This is a genomic window from Rhodococcus sovatensis (assembly GCF_037327425.1).
Classification (GTDB): Bacteria; Actinomycetota; Actinomycetes; order Mycobacteriales; family Mycobacteriaceae; genus Rhodococcoides; species Rhodococcoides sovatense.
The window spans coordinates 503214-521334 of sequence record NZ_CP147846.1 but is presented as its reverse complement, the minus strand read 5'-3'; the positions used below and the strand labels follow the sequence as shown (position 1 = coordinate 521334).

Genomic DNA, 18121 nt, shown 5'->3' with positions numbered 1-18121 from the left:
TCCGAGCTCGCGCGGAGACGACCTGTCAACACGAAAACCGCCCCTGAGCTGCGCAAATTCGTATATGCGACAATGGGAAACGCACTGTTAGACAGTAGGATTATGGATCCAGCTGGACTCCAGTGCGCTCCACATTTGTTTGCTCACAACAGCAGGTATCCACCGAAGATGCGTCCGTTCGACTTCAGCCCCGAACTTGCGCGGATTCGCGGTCGATCTCGTCGCGCGCCCACGACATAGTGCATAGCAACGGCGCGCTCTACGAAGACCCGGGAGCGAGTTGATCTGTTGGTGATAAATCAGTGCAATTCGGGGTACGGATTACTGCGGAGCCAACCAACAGATCGCCCCTGAGGAGTCACGTGGACCAATCACACACGCCGTTGCTGGACGCAATCGCCGCCTACCACCGTGACGGACGCTACGGGTTCACCCCGCCCGCCCACCGGCAGGGCGTCGGCATCGACCCGCGCGTGACCGCGATCCTGGGCGCGGACAGCTTCCGTGCCGACCTCCTGGCATCGGGTGGATTGGACTGTCGCTTGCCAGGTTGATGGGACCACCTGATTGCCAGAGGGTAGGGACCACCGTGGCGCGTTATTGAGGATGCGTGTTGTCGGTGTTTTCGTCAACTGTTCCGGGGCGGGTGCGTTGGCGGTAGGACGGTCCTTCGATGATGAGGGTGTGCGCAGCGGAGGTCAGTCGGTCGATGGCTGACTGGGCGAGGAGGGTGTCGGCGGTCATGGTCAGCCACTCTGATGGCTCGCGGTTCGAGGTGACGATCGTGGTTTTCTTCCGGTGGCGCTCGACGATCAGTTCGTAGAAGTCGCTGGTCTCGGTGGCGTCGAGTGGTCGCAGCGCGAAGTCGTCGATGATCAGGACTTCGATTGCGGTCAGTCGCCGGATTTCGGCGTCGACGGTGTTGTCGAGTCGCGCTGCTCGTAGCCTGGTGAACAGTTTGTCCGATCGAGCGAACAGCACACTGTGTCGTCTTCGGATTGCCATGTGTCCCAATGCTGTTGCCAGATGAGTTTTGCCGACCCCGACCGGCCCGAGGATGATCGCGGACTGGTGGGCATCGAGAAAGCGCAGTGACGTCAGATCGCCGAGCAGTGTCCGGTCGTACCGGAGATCGTCGAGTGCGTTCCAGGAATCGAAGGCCATCGCCGGATCGAGCCCCGCCTTGGTCGCCCGTAGCATCGCCGAACGGGAGTCGCGGCGATTCACTTCGTCGGCAAGGAGTACTTCGAGGAATCCGATGTGACTGAGCTTGTGTTGGCGGGCCAGAGCAGCGCGTTCGGGCAAGGTGTCGGCGAGCGCGCCGAGTTTGAGGGCTTTGAGTAGTCGGACGAGGTCGGTGCCGACCGGTTCGGTCGTGCCTGCGGTGCGAGTGGTGGTCATGGGCGTCCCTCCGAAGGTGCGGTGCTGCCGTCTACGACGGACAGTGAAGTGGTTGCAGTAGAACGAAATTCGGTTGGATCGCGGGAGAACCGCGTTGATGATTGTCCGACTGCTTTCGGTAGATCCGGCGTGGTGGATTCGGTGGCGCGCTCGAGCATCGAGGCGATCTTGGTGACGGAGACGACATCGAGATCGAGCGAAAGCGCGCAGGCCTGTTCCACCCGTTCGGCTCCGTAGCGGCGGACCAGTCCTTGAAGTCGGTAGACACTGCGGATCCTCGTCCACGGCAGTGGGTCATCGAGTATTCGTTCGGCGTAGATGCCGATGTTCGGCCCGTGTGAGGTGCATTTCGCGATGAGTGAGGCGACATCGCGCAAGGCGTAGTCGGTTTTGTGTTCGGGGAGATCGTCGCGGTCGGTACTGCGGCCACCTGGAGGCTGACGGGGGTGAATCTTGACCAGGGTGCCGCGGTGATAGAACTTCACCAGTTCGGTGTCCGCGCGCACCGACAAGGTCGATCCGATCCACTGCTGCGGCAGCGAATACAACGCGCGTGCGACTTCGGCGTGGAAATCGCGGTGGACCTTGACGTCCTTGAAGATCGGCACGTCGTAGACCGCCGGAACCGGCAGCAATACCGGCAGTTCAAAGTCCTCGAACACTTCCAGCGGCCGTGCACAGGTCGTGCCGTGAATGCGCATGCCCGCGGTGCTGGCGCACCAGCGGACCACCGCCTCCTGCGCTTGCGCGAGGCTGGTGAATCGTTCACCGGCCCAGAAGTTACCGCGCACGTATTGCACGGTGCGTTCGACCCTCGGTTTGTCCTTCGGCGACCGGACCCGCGCTGGATCGGTAATGAACCCGACATGATTGCTGTAGTCGAGCCAGCCATCGGTGAATCGCGGAGTGATCGGGTCCGCCTCGTTGACAACGGGTTTGAGGTTGTCCGGGATCAGGACCGCGAAGACTCCGCCGAAGAACTTCCACGCTGCTTCGCAGCCGGCGATCACCGCCACCAACGTCTGCGAGTACGTCAACCACACGAACATGTGCCGGCTGTAGACCGCGGTGAAAATCAGGGCGTGGACCTTGCGAGCGCGACCGTCCTCGGGGTCTGTGAGCATCCCCAGGTAGCCGAAGTCGACCTGGCATTCGATCCCCGGGTCACCGTCGACGACGCGGACCGTCAGGTTCTTGCGGCCGAAACCGCACCGCTCGGTGGCGAAGCGGTGCAACGTCCGATACGGCACCACGCAGCCCTTACGGGCAAGCAGCACTTCGATTTTGGTGATAGTGAGCGGCTTCTGTTCACCATCGCCTGCCACCCACTTGGTGATCTGCTCTTCATGGGGCACGAGCTGCTCCCATGCCGCGCCGTGACCGTGCGGTCGGTCGGGACGGACAGCATCGACGACCGCGGCGATGAGATCATCGTTCACCGCAGCGGCAGTGTCGGTTCTCTTGAGGCCACCTCCTTGGGCTGCCTCGACGTACCGACGGACGGTCTTACGGTCCACCCCGGCATGCTCGGCGATCTTGCGTGAACCGGGAGCCGGCAATGCTGGCGTCCCGAGCCACAACCGCAGTACTTCTCTGATTTCGTTCACACTGATCTCCCGAAAAGCCATGCTCACCGACCTCCGTGACGTGCTTGGTGCTGTCACAGACGATCGAACGAGCAAACGACGAGACCACCGGCAAGGCGCGCCGGTGGTCCCATAACTGGCAATCCAGGTGGTCCCATCACCCTGGCAAAATCAGGTCAAGCTGGTCCCATGCTCATGGCAGACGACATGGACGACCGACGGTCCACCAACAACTACCTCACTGACGCCGAGGACCTGATGGCCGACGCCGTGGGCGCTCGCTCCGCGTTCTTCTCCACGTGCGGCAGCAGTTTGTCCGTGAAGGCAGCCATGATGGCCGTCGCCGGAAACCACGACGGTGGACTCCTCGTCGCTCGCGACAGTCACAAGGCGATCACTGCCGGCCTCGTGTTCAGCGGAGTGCGGCCACGGTGGATAACCCCGAGGTGGGATGCTCGACACCACATCTCGCATCCACCGTCACCCGAGCAGATTCGCAGAGCCTGGGAGAACAATCCCGACGCAGCAGGCGCACTCATCGTCAGCCCCACGCCCTACGGAACCTGCGCCGACATTTCCGCGATTGCCGACATCTGCCACGAACGCGGTAAGCCACTCATCGTCGACGAAGCATGGGGAGCTCACCTGCCCTTCCACCCCGACCTACCGACGTGGGCGATGGACGCCGGGGCTGACATCTGCGTCGTCAGTGTTCACAAGATGGGTGCCGGATTCGAGCAGGGTTCGGTTTATCACTTACAAGGAGACCTTGTCGACGATCGCCACGTCGCTCTGTGCGCCGACCTGTTGATGACCACCAGCCCGAACGTCCTGATTTATGCCGCGATGGACGGGTGGCGACGGCAGATGGTCGAACATGGACACGAGTTGCTCGGCGACGCCCTCGATCTCGCCCGAGACACCCGAGCGTACATCGACTCGATCGACGGTTTAGCTGTTCTCGAGGAAGAGCTTCTGGGGGCGGAGGCATCGACCGATCTCGACCGCTTGCAGGTACTCATCGACGTATCCGCCACAGGCGCGAGCGGATACCAATGCGCCGATTGGCTCCGGGAGCACCACCGACTCGACGTTGGCATGAGCGATCACCGACGAATTCTGGCAACGCTCTCCATCGCCGACACCGCTCGATCCACGGAACTGCTCACATCGGCTTTGGAACAGTTGAGCAGAGCTACAGCCTCTTTCGATGCTCCGACGCCGATCGAGCTGCCGGATCCGAATGAGATCGCGCTCGACTCGGTGATGCTGCCACGCGATGCGTTCTTCGCAGAAGCGGAACTGGTTGATCCTGCCGAGGCACCAGGACGCATAGCGGCGGAACAACTCACGCCGTATCCACCGGGAATCCCAGCGGTCGTACCCGGCGAGAGACTGACCGAAGGAGTCGTCGACTACCTGACATCGGGTATCGCCGGCGGTATGAACATCCCCGACGCCACAGACCGCACCTTGAAGAAGTTTCGCGTCACGACCGAGGGAAGGAAGCAACGATGACCGCGTTTGGCAGGCCCCATGTCCTGATCGTCTCTCGCTGACAAATCGGAGGCGACGTCCGATCGAGGAGTCGTCACTCAACGAGGTCATCAGCGCAATTCCGTTGCCACGCAACTCGTTCATCATCGGCTCTCGCCAGCGTCCGTGTTCACTGACCGCCTCCTGCAGTAGACGTTGCGCCTGCCATCGCCGCTTGGCCCTGTTTGCCCAACGCCGCTCGGTCCCCTCATGAGATAGACGACCTTACGGCGTCGGCATACCGCCGTCGACGTGAATGGTCGCGCCTAGAGCGTGTCTCCCAAATTTGAGAGGTGCTGTCAGCGATGATATTTCGATGACGCGCGTGGGAGTGATCAGTGACGAGTTCTGGGAGATCGTCGAGCCAGTGATACCCACCGACGTGGGAAAACGTGGGCGGCGGTTCGCCGAGCACCGGCGAATTCTGGAGGGCATCGCATACCGATTCCGTACCGGGTGTCCGTGGCGAGATCTGCCGGAGGACTTCGGTCCGTGGCAGACGGTGTGGAAACGCCACCACCGATGGTCCTTCGATGGCACCTACGACGAGATGCTTGCCGCGGTGGCCGAGGTGTTCGGTCTCGACCCGGAAGAACTCGACGGCGATATCGGGGCGGTGCTCTCGATCGACTCGACCAGCGTCCGGGCGCATCAGCATGCGGCCGGTGCGCGAGCCGACACTCTCACAGGGGGCCTTGTCGAATTACAAGAAATCCGTCGACGAACCCGCTGACCACGCGTTGGGTCGATCTCGCGGAGGATTCACCACGAAGATCCATGCACTGACCGACCTGACGTGCTCGCCGGTGACGATGCTGCTGACCGGTGGGCAAGCCGGGGACAATCCACAGTTGGTGCCGTTGCTCGATGCCCACCGAGCTGCCGGTGGGGACCAGGACTACCGATTGCTCGCCGACAAGGCGTACACCCATCCCAGTACCCGCACCGAACTGCGTCGCCGCAAGATCAAACACACCATTCCCGAGCAGCGACCAGAAGCAGCGACGGGCCGACAAGGGGTCCGCCGGTGGTCGTCCACCGGGTTTCGATCCGACGATGTACAAGCACCGCAACACCGTCGAGCGTGGCTTCGGGCGGCTCAAACAGTGGCGTGGTGTGGCCACTCGATATGACAAGTACGCCATGACATTCCTCGGGGGCGTTGTCCTGTGCGCGGCAGTTCTGCACTCCCGCAACCACAACCACCGCCCGGCGATGAAAACGAAAACGGACCCAATTTAAGAGACACGCTCTAGTACGTAGCTCGACTCCGGCGACGCCAGAAAAACGTACGCGGGCGCCAATTCGGTCGGCTGCCCAGCTCGTCCGATCGGGGTGCTCTTCCCGAACTCGGGCAGCGCCTCGGTTGGTTGACCCTTACTGGGCTGCAGCGGTGTCCAAATAGGCCCCGGCGCCACGGCGTTGACCCGAATTCCCTTCTCAGCAACTTGCTGTGCAAGCCCCTTGGTGAAGTTGTTGATCGCAGCTTTGGTCGACGCATAGTCCAACAGAGTCGGCGACGGCATGTACGCCACTACGGACGTTGTGTTGATAATCGTGCCGCCGGCGGGAAGGTGGGCGAGCGCTGCCCTCGACGTCCGAAACATTGCCAGGATGTTCGTCTGGTAAGTCTGTTCGATTTGGTCGTCCGACAGTTCTTCCAACGTCGACACATCGACTTGCTTTCCTGCATTGTTGACCAGGATGTCGAGGCCACCGAGCTGCTTCGCTGCATCGTCGACGACGCGGACACAGAAGTCGGGGTCTTTGAGATCACCTGGTATACCGACGACTTTTCGGCCTGTACCGTCGAGGATCCGCAGGACATCGCGAGCATCTTTTTCTTCGTCCGGCAAGTACGTAATCGCAACATCTGCGCCCTCTCGTGCGAAAGCAATGGCGACTGCCGCACCGATTCCCGAGTCTCCACCGCTGACAAGCGCCTTACGCCCGATCAGACGGCCGGTGCCTGTGTACGAGAACTCTCCGATATCCGCCTTGGGTGTCATCTCGGTTCCTAGACCGGGCTCTTTCTGGGTCTGTTCCGGTGGTTCGATGGCGGGGTATCGGGACACCGGGTTCTGTAGCTGCAGTTGATCGGTGCGTGTCTGGTCGGTGTCGTCGGACGCCATTGCCGCTCCTTCGTCGATGGTAGATGTTCTATCGAGTGAGCTACCCGCGCATCGGAAACTTAAGCACGCCCGCGAAAACTGAACGTAGGCTATGGACATGACCAACTCTGCATACGAGAAATGGGAGAAGGGGCTGTCGCCCCGCCGATACGTGGGCTTACCAGTGACAGCTGTTCGTATCGACCAAACGAACAGCGGTGCCGTCGCGGCATGGCTTACGGACAACGGCATAACCGCGGCCCACGACAACGGAGCCGTGTCGTTCGGGCACGTCGTCGGCGACCCTGGCGATTGGGTGGTGCTCTCCGCTGCTGCGAAACGCGCACGGATCATGGACGACGCGTCCTTCGTGGATATTTTCGACGCCGGTACGCCTCCGTTGGCGGGCGCGTAAGACGAAAGGGTCCGCCGCCTCAGCTGACAACAGGTTCTCGTCAGCGACGATCGACTTCGGCGATAGTGATTGATTCGCGAGACAGCGGGTAGAGCTTGGAACAAGCCCCTGCTCGAGCGAAAGGACACGTCATGAGCCAGCAATCGGTCCACACGCACCAAACAGACACATCACCGAACGACAGAGTCGACGATCTGTCTACCGTTCAACTGATCGAACGACTGACCGACCAAGTCGGCACGCTCGTACGAACTGAGGTGGATGCGGGCCTGGCAGAGGTCAAAAACAAGGGCTCACGTCTCGGCGTCGGGATCGGGATCTCCAGTGCCGGCGCGCTTCTACTGTTCTTCGGTACGGCCACACTCATTGCCACCGCGGTGCTGGGCCTTGCCACAGTCCTGGATCCGTGGCTGGCCGCACTGATCGTGGCAGTCGCCGTTCTAGTGGTCGGCGGCGTGTTGGCCGCCCTAGGAGCGTCTCGGGCCAAGAACGCGCTGCCGCCTGTCCCTGAGAACACGGCGGCAAGCGTGGAGAAGGATATCGAGGCCGTGAAGAAGGGAATGCAATGAATGAGAACCATGCATCATCCGAGTCGACATCTGCCGAGCAACAGCGAGCCGAGATAGCGGACACTGTATCGACTTTGGCGGCGAAAGCGGATATTCCAGCTCGGGTCAGCAATGAAGCGGTGTTTCAGACCACGAGAGCGACCAACGCCGCGCAGCAACACCCGAGCGCTGTCGCAGGCATCGTAGGGGCGGTGGTCGCGGGGATCGTGGTGACTGTAGTACTACGCCGCAAGCACGCAAAGAAGGTGTGGCGATGAGTGCGGTATCGAAAGCGTTCTACAAGCCGCTCTCGCTCGCGACGAGCGTCCTCGGCGGCGTACTGGCAGGAATGGTGTTCAAGCAAGTTTGGAAGTACCTCGGGGACAACGACGTCGAGGCGCCCCAGCCCAAGGACCTGTCGCGTTCTGTCCAGGAAGTGTTGATCGCTGCCGCGATTCATGGCGCAGTGTTCGGCATCGTCAAAGCTGCGGTGGACCGCGCCGGCGCGTCCGGCTACCGGGCCATCACACACGAGAATCCGCAGTAGCCATACCTTTTACAACTTCTGCACCACGAAAGCGATCTGCCATGCCACCCACACCACGCCCAGATCAGTCGTCCCCCGCGCCGAACGGTCCGACAGGAGTCCAGGACACTGCCGCGCAAGACGGAAGCTTCCTGACGACTGCACAGGGGCTGCGTCTGCCCGACACCCACCATTCGTTAAAGGCCGGTGACCGCGGCCCCACCCTGCTCGAAGACTTTCACCTGCGCGAGAAGATCACACATTTCGACCACGAGCGCATCCCCGAGCGCGTGGTCCATGCACGTGGCGCGGCTGCTCACGGTACGTTCGAGTCGTACGGGTCCGCTGGAACGGTCACCAAAGCACGATTCTTGGCCCAGAAGGGTCGCAAAACGGACGTTTTCGTACGTTTTTCGACAGTTCTCGGTTCGCGCGGATCGGCCGACACCGTTCGAGACACTCGCGGTTTTGCCGTGAAGTTCTATACCGACGAGGGCACGTTCGATCTCGTCGGCAACAACATTCCCGTGTTTTTCATCCAGGACGGCATCAAATTCCCGGATATCATTCACGCCGGAAAGCCCCAACCGGATATCGAACTACCGCAGGCACAGTCGGCACATGATTCGTTCTGGGACTTCGTCTCTCTGCATACCGAGGCAACACACCACGTGATGTGGAACATGAGTGATCGGGGTATTCCCCGCTCGTACCGCACCATGGAGGGCTTCGGCGTCCATACCTTCCGGCTGGTGAATGCGGACGGCGAGACCAGGCTTGTCAAGTTTCACTGGAAACCCGTCGCCGGCGTGCATTCGCTTGTCTGGGAGGAAGCCCAAATCGCCGCTGGTGTCGACCCCGACTTCCACCGACGGGACATGTCCGACGGCATCAAAGCGGGTGCCCCGCTCGAATACGAATTCGGTATTCAAGTCATGCCCGACGACGGCACCGAGACGTACGAAGGAATCGATCTTCTCGATCCCACGAAAATCGTCCCGGAGGAACTCGTCCCGGTGCAACCGATCGGCAAGCTCACTCTCGATGCGAATCCGACGAACTACTTCGCAGAGACCGAGCAGGTCGCCTTCCATACCGGGCATCTCGTTCCCGGTATCGAGGTCACCAACGACCCTCTCATGCAAGCACGTCTGTTCTCGTACCTGGACACTCAGATCACCCGGCTCGGCGGGCCGAATTTTGCGCAGCTGCCGATCAATCGCCCACACGCACCGGTGAACGACATGTTGCGTGATGGCATGCATCAAACAGCTGTGCATACAGGTGTCGCCCCGTATCGGGACAACTCACTCGACGAGGGCGAACCGGTAGATGCCGACAACGATGATCACGGGTACGTCCAGACCGAGCGTCTGATCGAGGGCCGGGCGGTGCGGGCAAACCCAGTGTCCTTCGACGACCATTTCACGCAGCCGACCATGTTCTATCGCAGCCTCAGCGGCGTGGAACAGGAGCATCTCGTCGAGGCGTTCACCTTCGAGCTCGGCAAGGTGTACGAGCAGAACATCAAGGAACGTGAGCTCGCCGTCCTGGCGAACGTCGACGCCGACCTGTGTGAGCGCGTGGCCGAGGGACTCGGATTGCCAGCTCCTGCAGGAGTTCCGGCCGAAAATGTGATGCTCTCACCGTCATTGTCCCAGGTAATCGATACACCGGGGCCGATCGCGGGCCGCAAGATCGGTGTCGTCGCCGACTCGGGATCCGATCTCTCGGGTATCGACAAGCTGCGAAAAGCCGCGGCAGCCCGCGGAGCAACGGTGCATGTGATTGCTGCGACAGGCGGATTCTTGGGCAAGGGCGCTCGTCGGCAAATTGTCGAACGCTCGTTCTTGACGGTGCGATCGATCGAATTCGACGCCATCGTCGTCGCCGGTGGTACGACACCGTCGACCGACATCAAGTTGATCTTGATGCTGCAGGAGGCATTTCGCCATTGCAAGGCGTTCGGCGCCTGGGGAGACGGCACAGTGTTGCTCGAAGCCGCCGGTATCGACGAGTCGGCGCCAGGCGTCGTCATCGGTGCGACTGCGGTGAAGGCATTCAACGACGAGTTCCTCGATGCCGTCGGTGTGCACCGCGCGTGGGACCGCGCGTCAGCGGTGATGGGGTCTGTGGTGCCGCCGTCCACCGATGCGCGGGTACCAGCCAAGAAGCGCAGTCCTCGGGTTCGCAAATAGCGCTCGGACCTTTCGCCTGCTTTGGGATCGGCCGGCATCGAGCAACGCGTCGACAATCGGCACGTTCTGCCGAAAGGCCGCGGCGGCTGTCGGTGCGAGCGCGCAGCGGCGGGTTTTCGCCGAACGGTACGCCCGTTCGCGGCCAATACTCGTCTAGCACTGCCCGTACGCACCGGGTGCATGGATCCCGCCGGAAGCCGGCGCCGACGTTGCCGGTGGCGCCTACGATCGCTATACGCAGGTGTCGCTCACACGCCGTTGGGCGGCGCAGAACTGAACTCGTCGTACCTGAGTACCGCGGCGACGCCGTCGTCGGGGTCGAATCTCTCGTCCGTCCGAACGATCGCGGCCCCGATGCGCACAGCGGCCACAAGCATTGCCTCGTCCGCAGGTTGAACCAATGCCTCCTCGGCCCCGTACTCCGACAGAGTGTCTGCATCGGGTGCCAGCAGACCCTTGGCCGTTGCAACCGTTCGTCCTTGCAGATCGCCCACAATCAGTGTGTCGACGTTGCCCGACCGTAGCGCCCGCGTCACACTCTGCACACCCTGAGCTGCACGGCCGGTGCCATCTTCCTGCCGAAAGCGTGCGACGGCGTCGTCCAGTTCCGCGAGCCGTCGACGGGCGAATTCTTCGTCGATTTGGCTGCGCAACTGATCGGGTTCGTTTTTCGCCGACCGGGTGACACCGTCGATGTCGGCCGACAGTTCCAATACCCGATCGGTCAGGTGTTCGCGCAACTGGGCGCGAGCTTGCGCGTCACCGGCGAGAAATACGACGGCGGCTTCTTCGGCGAGACTGTCGATTCGACCGGCCGCAGCGCGAAGGTTCTTCTTCGCAGCTTCTTCGGCCCTGGGTTGGGGGTCTCCGTAGCCTGAATTCTCCGCTCCCGACGCCTTGTGGACCGGGTACCCGCCACCGTCCACCGACGTATGTGTCGTGTGGGCGTCGGGTCGATGCACGCTGACATCGGCACCCTCGTGATCGACGACGGCTACCACATAGGGAACCTGCTCGAAACCGTGCTCCACCAACGGAACCAGATATGGCAGGGCCGATAGCCGCACTTCGGTCTTGACTGCCGGCCGTACCAGTTGCTCGTCCAGCATCACCCCGTTGTGTCCGACGATGACGGCGCGGCCACTCGACCCGGCCGGGGGCGGCGATGCCGTCAGCGCATCTTCGACGGCGTTCTTCAACGCGTCGTCGGCGCCCTGAAAGTTCAATGCCTCCAGAACGGCCCGCACCGTCAGCTCGGACACAGCCGTGGCATCGGCGGTGTTGTGCGAATCGTCGTAGTACACCGTCGCGAACGGACCGGGCTCGTCTACGAGGGTACGAAACCGATCTGTGTCCATGAGCACTCACTCCTTCTTCGTCTGATGTATTCCAACGGGTGCCCGCCGCGCCGCCGCGTGAAACTCACGAGTGATTGCCAATAGCAACAAGTCGCGGACACGACGCTCAATTGTTTTTTCTCCTAGCCACAAAGCCTGGCTATAAATACGTTCCCCACAGTGCATCGGTCGCCGCTATGGGTTCACCTTGCGAAGCTTTCGCTTCTTCGAAAACTGAACCGGGTGTGTCCACGTACTCGACGTCTACATGCTCGGCTTGCACCAGACTGTGCAGAGCCGTCATCGAAGGGCGGCAAACGATGACGGTCCGGTACTGTCGGTGCGCCAACCGACTGGCGGCGTCGGCAATCGCGGACATGACGTCACCGTCGACGGCGGTGGCGGCGACCAAATCGATCACTATCGGCCGGTATGCGGCCACTGTGCCGGTGAGACATTCGGTAAAGAGTCGAGCGTTGCCTCTGGCACATACTGCGCCCTGCACTGTGATCACGATGGGTCCGCCCGGGGATTCGTCCACCGCCATCGAAAAAGAGTCTCGGATCGACCGCAGGCTCATAGCAAGCACCTCCAGAGTCGTACGACCGCAGGGGGTTCAGAAAATGGCTGCGGTCGACACCGCTGGCTTCTTCTCCACCAACCGTTTCGAATACTACTGCTGTCCGGCGTGTGCGACGGTGATCCCGGTCCAGTTTTCGTGACAGCACCTGTATAAGATGGACCGCACTCGGTCGAGGCGCGGCCGCTGTTCAGCGCTGCCTACCTTGCTGGTAGCACTGTTCGTCACGTCAATCGAAGCTGCAGTGCAGATTTCGAGACGCGCGCACTCTGCTCGAGAAGAAGTCGACGGTCTCCACACCGCGATGAAGAACCGCGCGGATATCGAGCAGGCCAAAGGGATCATCATGGCGCTCCGCGGCATGAACGCCGACGACGCGTTCGCGGTACTGTCCGAACAGTCGCAGAACCGAAATATCAAGGTCAGCGAGATCGCCGCTGCGATCGTGGACTCGGTCGCGCAGCCTGGGCACAGTGACTGCTCATCTCAGGACATCAAGCGACGGAGCAACTGCCGGTCGGACGAGTAACCGATCACGGCGGCTGCGCGTCTACGACGGCGATTGGGTCGCCGTACTCGCGTTTCGGACGATCGCGAGCTAGACCGCATACCGGCGTGCCTCCGGCATCGGGGCCGTGGGATGCGATCGGTCGTGATGTCCACGCACCGTCGCGTCGTACGACCGAGTCATATCGTCCGCAATTCGATCCCATGAGTATCTCGACTGCACACGATCCGCCGCCGAGACTCCGAGGGCGAATAGTTGAAGTTCGTCGGCGACGAGCAATTCGATCGCCCGCACGAACTCTCGTCGGTTGGGCGGGTCGATCAGTCTCCCGGTGACCTCGTCGACGACTAAATCATGCATCCAACCGACTCCGTAGGCCACAACCGGTACACCACAGGCCATTGCTTCCATGGTTGCGATGCCGGACGGCTCGGAGGAGGACGTGCACACGAACAGATCCGCCGAGCGGAGCAGCGCAGGCCGATCGCTACGCAGAATCGGGCCGGTGAACACGACTCTCCTCGTCACCTTCCGCGAAGCGGCAACTTTGCGGAGACGGCGCATATCGGGGGCAGTACCGAGGACCACAAGCTCGACGTCGGACATCTTTTCGAGAATCTCGATCATCATCTGGACACCCGGCTCCGAACTGTCGACGACAATCCGCCGCCGCTGCGATTTCTTCGCCTCGGCCGCGCCAGATGGGGCGAACATGGACGGGTCGAAACCAGTCGGCACGATCGAGATCTTCGAGCGTGCAACACCCAATCGGGTCAGGTGTTCGCATTCCTCGGACGACGAGGCAACCAATCGATCTGCTGACCGCGCAATTTTGCGCTCCAAAGACGCGCGAGGAACACCCGACGTCCCGCCCTGGGCAAGTTCGTGCAGAGACACGACTGCGGGCGAGTCCACTTCGCGAGCTGCCAGAACGCTGGCCAGCGCCGGCACCCATGAATGCGCGTGGATCACGTCGGGCCGGTCCAGCGCCCAATGATCGCGCAGAACAGAGCCGAACGTTCCGATGCAGGGCAGTATTCGCTCATCCGGCAACGGCTTCGCCGGACCTGCATCGACTTTGATAATTCGGTAGCCGTCACCGCCGATCAACTCACTGTCGTCGACTGGGTTCTGTCTGCGCGTATAGACGTCGACCTTGGCCCCTCGCCGCACGAGGGAGTTCGCGAGACTGGCAATGTGGGGGCCTTCGGCGTCCGTCGTTTCGTCGTGTGTACGGACGCACTCGGACACAAGGGCTACATGCATGTCGTCCTCCTTGCTGAACGCACGGCCCGGATCGGGCACACACCCACCGACGCGAGCCACCAAGCCCTGCGCAGGTGTAGAGGGAATGCCGACCCGGTCCTGGAGTCGACGTGCTTGTCGCACTGTGCCCGCTGTTGGGCCTGCCGTGCGCCTGAAGACTCACTTCTGTCCCCGCGCCCCGGCTGGTGCGATACTCCCCACCATAGAGCCTCCGGCGTTGCGGCGAAACCCGTACGCCATAAGACCCGACGGGCATCACCACGCCAAAGTCGGTGTTTATACGCCGACTTCGCGGGAAACCGATTTTCTGCCCAGCACGAAACCCCGTCTGCTTCCCTATGCGCAGGAGTAATCATGTTCCGAACTTACGACGCCCAACGCGAGGTGACCGCAGGCGCCGGCGCTCACTGCGACTTCAACCGTGAGCACCGGGGCGAAAGCCCGACCCAAACACTCGACCGCAATTGGATCTGTCTACTCCAAGAATTACGAGTCGTTCAGACAGGCGTACAGCTACTCACCGGATTTCTTTTGATCCTTCCCTTCCAAGACACGTTCGATCGACTTCCCGTATACGCTCGCGCGACGTACGTGTCGACCCTCGCCGCAGCCGTCGCTGCGACCGTTCTCCTCGTGGCCCCGGTTGCAATGCATCGGTTGCTGTTTCGACGCAAGGCCTTGGCCCAACTGGTCGCCGCAGCGCACCGTTCCACAGGCGCAGGATTGACATTCTTGGGCCTTGCGCTGACGGGTGTCGTCGTACTGATCTCCGAGGTCGTGATGAGCGGCTACGCCGCACTTGTCGGCGGCGTGGTGGCACTGACCGCATTCGTCATGTTGTGGGCAATCATCCCGTTCCGAATGCGTCCTGAAGAGAAGAACCCGCCCGAAGCACTTATCGGACAAAACTGACTTCGAGCAAACTGTCAACCGGTAAAAAAGGACCGCGTCCGGTTATTCGGCAGAGGTTCACACCGGGTAACGGAATTCGCAGAGTATTACCGGTCTGCTCGATCGTTCGAGGTTCAAAATGTCAAACGGATTGCAGCGGAGAGTGTTTGAACCGCGAAAACAGGGCTACACTGACCGCACGCGGTTGAAGAGCAGCCCGTGGTCAAGAACCAGCGACTGCGAGTTCGGCTTACGCCACTTTCGCACCCAATGGGTGCTCGCGGCATTCAGCACCTCCAGTCGACTGACAACGGAGGTGAATGGCATGGTTTTTCTACTATCGGTCCACAGTGGGCCCGAGTCGATCCGCTCGTCGTTCTGCGGACCCAACCACCTCGAAGACGGCACATTTGCCATGTCGGTCGACGAACCCATCGGCGGGCCGGTTGTCATTCGAGTTGCCGGTGATATCGACAAGTCGACCGTGGCGGTGTTCGCGGAATGCGTGACTGAAGCTATCGTGTGCGGCCGGTCTCTCGTAGTCGACCTTCTGGACGTCGAATACGTTGACGCCACTGGAACATCCGTACTCACCGCTGCCGCCACGCGTCTCGCCTCACATCGGTGCCGGGCGATAATTGCATGTACCGACGGCTTGCGTGAGCATTTGGAAAGTTCGTGGGGCCGGTGCGGCGTCGAATGTCACGACTCTGTTGCCTCCGCCATCCACGCTGCCATGAGGCCACGAGAACACCCCATTGACACAGCATCCAACGACGCCGCCGTCACCGCATGAGGGGGACAGATGGGCAACATCAGGGAGCTCTCGATCTCGGAGATCGACATTGCATTGTGCGAAGCTCGAGAGCTGCGGCGCAGCTCATTGAGAGAGGGCGCCTCGCCGGACACCATCATGGCTATCGAGAAAGCCGTTACGAGACTGACCAACGAACTGCGGCGTCGCGGGCTGTAAGGGAGACACCATGGCCGATATGACAACACTGGTTGCCGCCACACGAAAGAAGAGCATGACACCACGCGTTCTACCAACGGTCGGAGTCGAAGAAGAGTTCTTTCTGCTCGACGCCACGACGTTGAGGCCAATACCGGCCAACGAATCCGTCATCGCACACGCCAAGAACATCGGCCTCGACGTGGTAACCGAGCTGACCACTCTACAGGTGGAGACCAATTCTCCTCGTGTGCAGAGGATCCGAGACCTGCGTGAACACGTCGTGAATACTCGCACGACGCTGGCCGCCGTCGCCCTGTCGCACGACGCCCACCTGCTCGCCGCAGGAATGTCACCGATCGCTCGTGGTGAACCGGGCCCTCTGCCGATCGCAGACAGCCCCCGATACGCCCAGATGCTCCGCGCATACGGTTCGCTAGCCAACAGTGACGCTACTTGTGGATGCCACGTTCACGTCGAAGTACCCGACAAGAACACCGCTGTCCGGATATCGAACTTCGTCAGGCCGTGGCTTCCCACACTGTTGGCGCTGACCTCCAACAGTGCGGTGAGCGACGGCGTCGATACCGGCCATGCCAGCTGGCGGTCCACAGTGTGGGGCAGGTGGCCGACGGCAGGGCCGCCCCCGTATCTGCACTCTGTCGATCACTACGACGACATCACCGCCTCGATGGTCGAGACCGGCATGATTTTGGACGAGGCCGGCTTGTACTGGGACCTGCGCCCTAGTAATCACCAACCCACCATCGAGTTCCGAGTCGGCGATGTGCCCGCCGTCGCTGACGAGACCGCCCTGCTTGCGGCACTCGCACGTGGACTCGTTTTGACCTCACAGTGGGCGCACGAGCGCGGCGCTCCGCCACCTCGCCCCGCAGACCACATTCTTGCATCGGCGTACCACTGCGCGCGCGTGCACGGTCTCGACGGAGTGGGTGTCGACGTCCAACTCGGCACGTGCGTACCTGCGTCCACCTTGTTACGTCAGCTCGTCGAGTATGTGCGACCTGCTCTGGTGTATGCAGGCGATGCGCGGTACGTCGAGACCGCGTTGGAACGGCTCGATCATCTCGGTAACGGCGCGAGACGCCAGCGGAATGTCATGGCATCGAGCGGAAACGCAATCGATGTTGCGATACACGCTGCCAGGTCCACGACGACGGACTGGAGCGCGTCGCTTGCACACGCGGTGAGCTGACACGACGAGGAGGGCCTCATGCCTGGATTGACCGTTGCTGTTACCGGTGCAACCGGAAACCTCGGTACCAGTGTCTTACAAGCACTTTCGCGTGACGAACGTGTGGAGTCGATAGTCGGAGTATCTCGTCGTACGCCGTCCTGGCGCGCGCCGAAAACGACATTCGTGGCCGCTGACATCGCCGATGACGATCTCGTTCCGATCTTCTCCACCGCCGATGTAGTGATCCATCTGGCGTGGCGGTTTCAACCAACCCGCGATCCAGTCTCGACGTGGAACACCAACGTGATCGGAGCGTTGGCAGTCCTCCAGGCCGTGCACCGAGCCGGAGTGCGCAAACTCGTCACAGCGTCGTCGGTCGGCGCATACTCGCCAGGACCGAAGTCGTTTCCCGGCGTCGACGAGGACTGGCCTACGAACGGATGGCCCGGCTCCGCCTACACACGCGAAAAGGCCTACCTGGAACAAGCACTCGATGCGTTCGAGTGTGGCCGGCCCGATATCTCCGTCGTACGCATGCGCCCCGCATTCTTGTTCAAGCGGTCGGCCGCGGACGAGCAACGCCGACTGTTCGGTGGCCCCTTGGTTCCACGGCAGTTGCTCCGAAGGTGGTTGATTCCGGTACTCCCCGATCTGCCTGGACTTACCATGCAGGCGGTTCACTCGCTCGACGTGGGGCGAGCGTTCGCCGAAGCGGCCGTTCGAGACGTCCATGGCGCCTTCAACATCGCCGCCGAACCAATTCTGACCCCTGACATACTGGCCGACTTTCTGAGTGCTCGATTGATCAGCCTGCCCACAACCGTCGTCCGTTCTGTGCTGGCCGCACTATGGCGGCTGCACCTCGTACCGACCAGCCCAGGGTTGTTCGATGCCGTCCTTCGCATACCTGTCATGGATTCCGAGCGCGCGAGAACCGAGTTGGATTGGCACCCGGAGTTTTCGGCGACCGAGGCGCTAGCCGAGTTCTTCGAAGGAAACCGGTCCAGCAGCAGTGTCGACACTCCCCCGCTGGCCGGCAACGATGTACGACTCTGACGAGAGGGCTTC

18 protein-coding genes and 2 pseudogenes are annotated in these 18121 nt (G+C 61.6%); 14 read left to right on the top strand and 6 right to left on the bottom strand.

From position 1 onward, the window contains the following. Positions 1-362: 362 nt before the first annotated feature. Positions 363-542: pseudogene (locus tag WDS16_RS02455) on the top strand (ornithine decarboxylase); the annotation flags it as partial. A 55-nt stretch (positions 543-597) separates the two neighbouring features. On the opposite strand, the gene istB reads toward WDS16_RS02455, so the two are convergent. Beyond that, positions 598-1401 carry an IS21-like element helper ATPase IstB gene (gene istB / locus WDS16_RS02450; RefSeq protein ID WP_338887200.1) on the bottom strand — a complete coding sequence of 268 codons (804 nt, stop codon included), beginning with the start codon at positions 1399-1401 and terminating at the stop codon, positions 598-600. Beyond that, complete coding sequence (gene istA, locus WDS16_RS02445) at positions 1398-3029, bottom strand: IS21 family transposase (RefSeq protein WP_338887198.1); 1632 nt, start codon at positions 3027-3029, stop codon at positions 1398-1400. The genes istB and istA overlap by 4 nt, the downstream gene beginning before the upstream one ends. Positions 3030-3176: 147 nt before the next feature. On the opposite strand from istA, the gene WDS16_RS02440 reads away from it, so the two are divergent. After that, complete coding sequence (locus tag WDS16_RS02440; protein WP_338890223.1) at positions 3177-4505, top strand: ornithine decarboxylase; 1329 nt, start codon at positions 3177-3179, stop codon at positions 4503-4505. A gap of 334 nt (positions 4506-4839) precedes the next feature. Further along, positions 4840-5765: pseudogene (locus WDS16_RS02435) on the top strand (IS5 family transposase). Here WDS16_RS02435 and WDS16_RS02430 read toward each other — a convergent pair. Next, on the bottom strand, positions 5762-6655 hold the full coding sequence (locus tag WDS16_RS02430; protein WP_338890221.1) for an SDR family oxidoreductase: 894 nt from the start codon (positions 6653-6655) through the stop codon (positions 5762-5764). The pseudogene WDS16_RS02435 and the gene WDS16_RS02430 sit on opposite strands and share 4 nt — an antisense overlap. 97 nt (positions 6656-6752) lie before the next feature. Between WDS16_RS02430 and WDS16_RS02425 the strand changes: the two genes are divergently transcribed. The 5 genes from WDS16_RS02425 (at position 6753) to WDS16_RS02405 (ending at position 10321) form a co-directional block, all read left to right on the top strand. Then, on the top strand, positions 6753-7049 hold the full coding sequence (locus WDS16_RS02425) for a hypothetical protein (protein WP_338890220.1): 297 nt from the start codon (positions 6753-6755) through the stop codon (positions 7047-7049). Positions 7050-7180: 131 nt separating this feature from the next. Next, on the top strand, positions 7181-7618 hold the full coding sequence (locus WDS16_RS02420) for a phage holin family protein (RefSeq protein ID WP_338890218.1): 438 nt from the start codon (positions 7181-7183) through the stop codon (positions 7616-7618). Then, complete coding sequence (locus WDS16_RS02415) at positions 7615-7875, top strand: hypothetical protein (protein ID WP_338890217.1); 261 nt, start codon at positions 7615-7617, stop codon at positions 7873-7875. Before WDS16_RS02420 ends, WDS16_RS02415 begins: the two co-directional genes overlap by 4 nt. After that, positions 7872-8144, top strand: coding sequence for a DUF4235 domain-containing protein (locus WDS16_RS02410; protein ID WP_338890216.1), 273 nt, complete (start codon positions 7872-7874; stop codon positions 8142-8144). The genes WDS16_RS02415 and WDS16_RS02410 overlap by 4 nt, the downstream gene beginning before the upstream one ends. 41 nt (positions 8145-8185) lie before the next feature. Further along, positions 8186-10321 (top strand): catalase, encoded by a 2136-nt coding sequence (locus WDS16_RS02405; protein WP_338890215.1) that lies wholly within the window; start codon positions 8186-8188, stop codon positions 10319-10321. 248 nt (positions 10322-10569) lie between these two features. Here the strand turns inward: WDS16_RS02405 and WDS16_RS02400 are convergent, their stop codons facing one another. Both WDS16_RS02400 and WDS16_RS02395 read right to left on the bottom strand, forming a co-directional pair. Continuing rightward, positions 10570-11679: a hypothetical protein gene (locus WDS16_RS02400; protein ID WP_338890214.1), complete on the bottom strand. Its 1110-nt coding sequence runs from the start codon at positions 11677-11679 to the stop codon at positions 10570-10572. 139 nt (positions 11680-11818) lie between these two features. Further along, on the bottom strand, positions 11819-12238 hold the full coding sequence (locus WDS16_RS02395; protein ID WP_338890212.1) for an STAS domain-containing protein: 420 nt from the start codon (positions 12236-12238) through the stop codon (positions 11819-11821). Positions 12239-12482: 244 nt separating this feature from the next. Between WDS16_RS02395 and WDS16_RS02390 the strand changes: the two genes are divergently transcribed. Next, positions 12483-12767: an ANTAR domain-containing protein gene (locus WDS16_RS02390; RefSeq protein WP_338890211.1), complete on the top strand. Its 285-nt coding sequence runs from the start codon at positions 12483-12485 to the stop codon at positions 12765-12767. Between the two features lie 69 nt (positions 12768-12836). Here WDS16_RS02390 and WDS16_RS02385 read toward each other — a convergent pair whose 3' ends face one another. After that, positions 12837-14012 carry a glycosyltransferase gene (locus tag WDS16_RS02385; RefSeq protein WP_338890209.1) on the bottom strand — a complete coding sequence of 392 codons (1176 nt, stop codon included), beginning with the start codon at positions 14010-14012 and terminating at the stop codon, positions 12837-12839. 354 nt (positions 14013-14366) lie between these two features. On the opposite strand from WDS16_RS02385, the gene WDS16_RS02380 reads away from it, so the two are divergent. The 5 genes from WDS16_RS02380 to WDS16_RS02360 all read left to right on the top strand — a co-directional run bounded on the left by WDS16_RS02380 (position 14367) and on the right by WDS16_RS02360 (position 18109). Beyond that, positions 14367-14924, top strand: a complete 558-nt coding sequence (locus WDS16_RS02380) for a DUF6328 family protein (protein WP_338890207.1) — start codon at positions 14367-14369, stop codon at positions 14922-14924. A 304-nt stretch (positions 14925-15228) separates the two neighbouring features. Beyond that, a complete protein-coding gene (locus tag WDS16_RS02375) occupies positions 15229-15699 on the top strand; it encodes an STAS domain-containing protein (protein WP_338890205.1) in 471 nt (156 codons plus the stop codon). A gap of 9 nt (positions 15700-15708) precedes the next feature. Further along, positions 15709-15876 (top strand): hypothetical protein, encoded by a 168-nt coding sequence (locus tag WDS16_RS02370; RefSeq protein WP_338890203.1) that lies wholly within the window; start codon positions 15709-15711, stop codon positions 15874-15876. 10 nt (positions 15877-15886) lie between these two features. Continuing rightward, complete coding sequence (locus WDS16_RS02365; protein WP_338890201.1) at positions 15887-17071, top strand: glutamate--cysteine ligase; 1185 nt, start codon at positions 15887-15889, stop codon at positions 17069-17071. A gap of 18 nt (positions 17072-17089) precedes the next feature. Then, the gene (locus WDS16_RS02360) at positions 17090-18109 is read left to right on the top strand and encodes an NAD-dependent epimerase/dehydratase family protein (RefSeq protein WP_338890200.1); all 1020 of its coding nucleotides are present in this window, start codon (positions 17090-17092) and stop codon (positions 18107-18109) included. Positions 18110-18121: the final 12 nt, after the last annotated feature.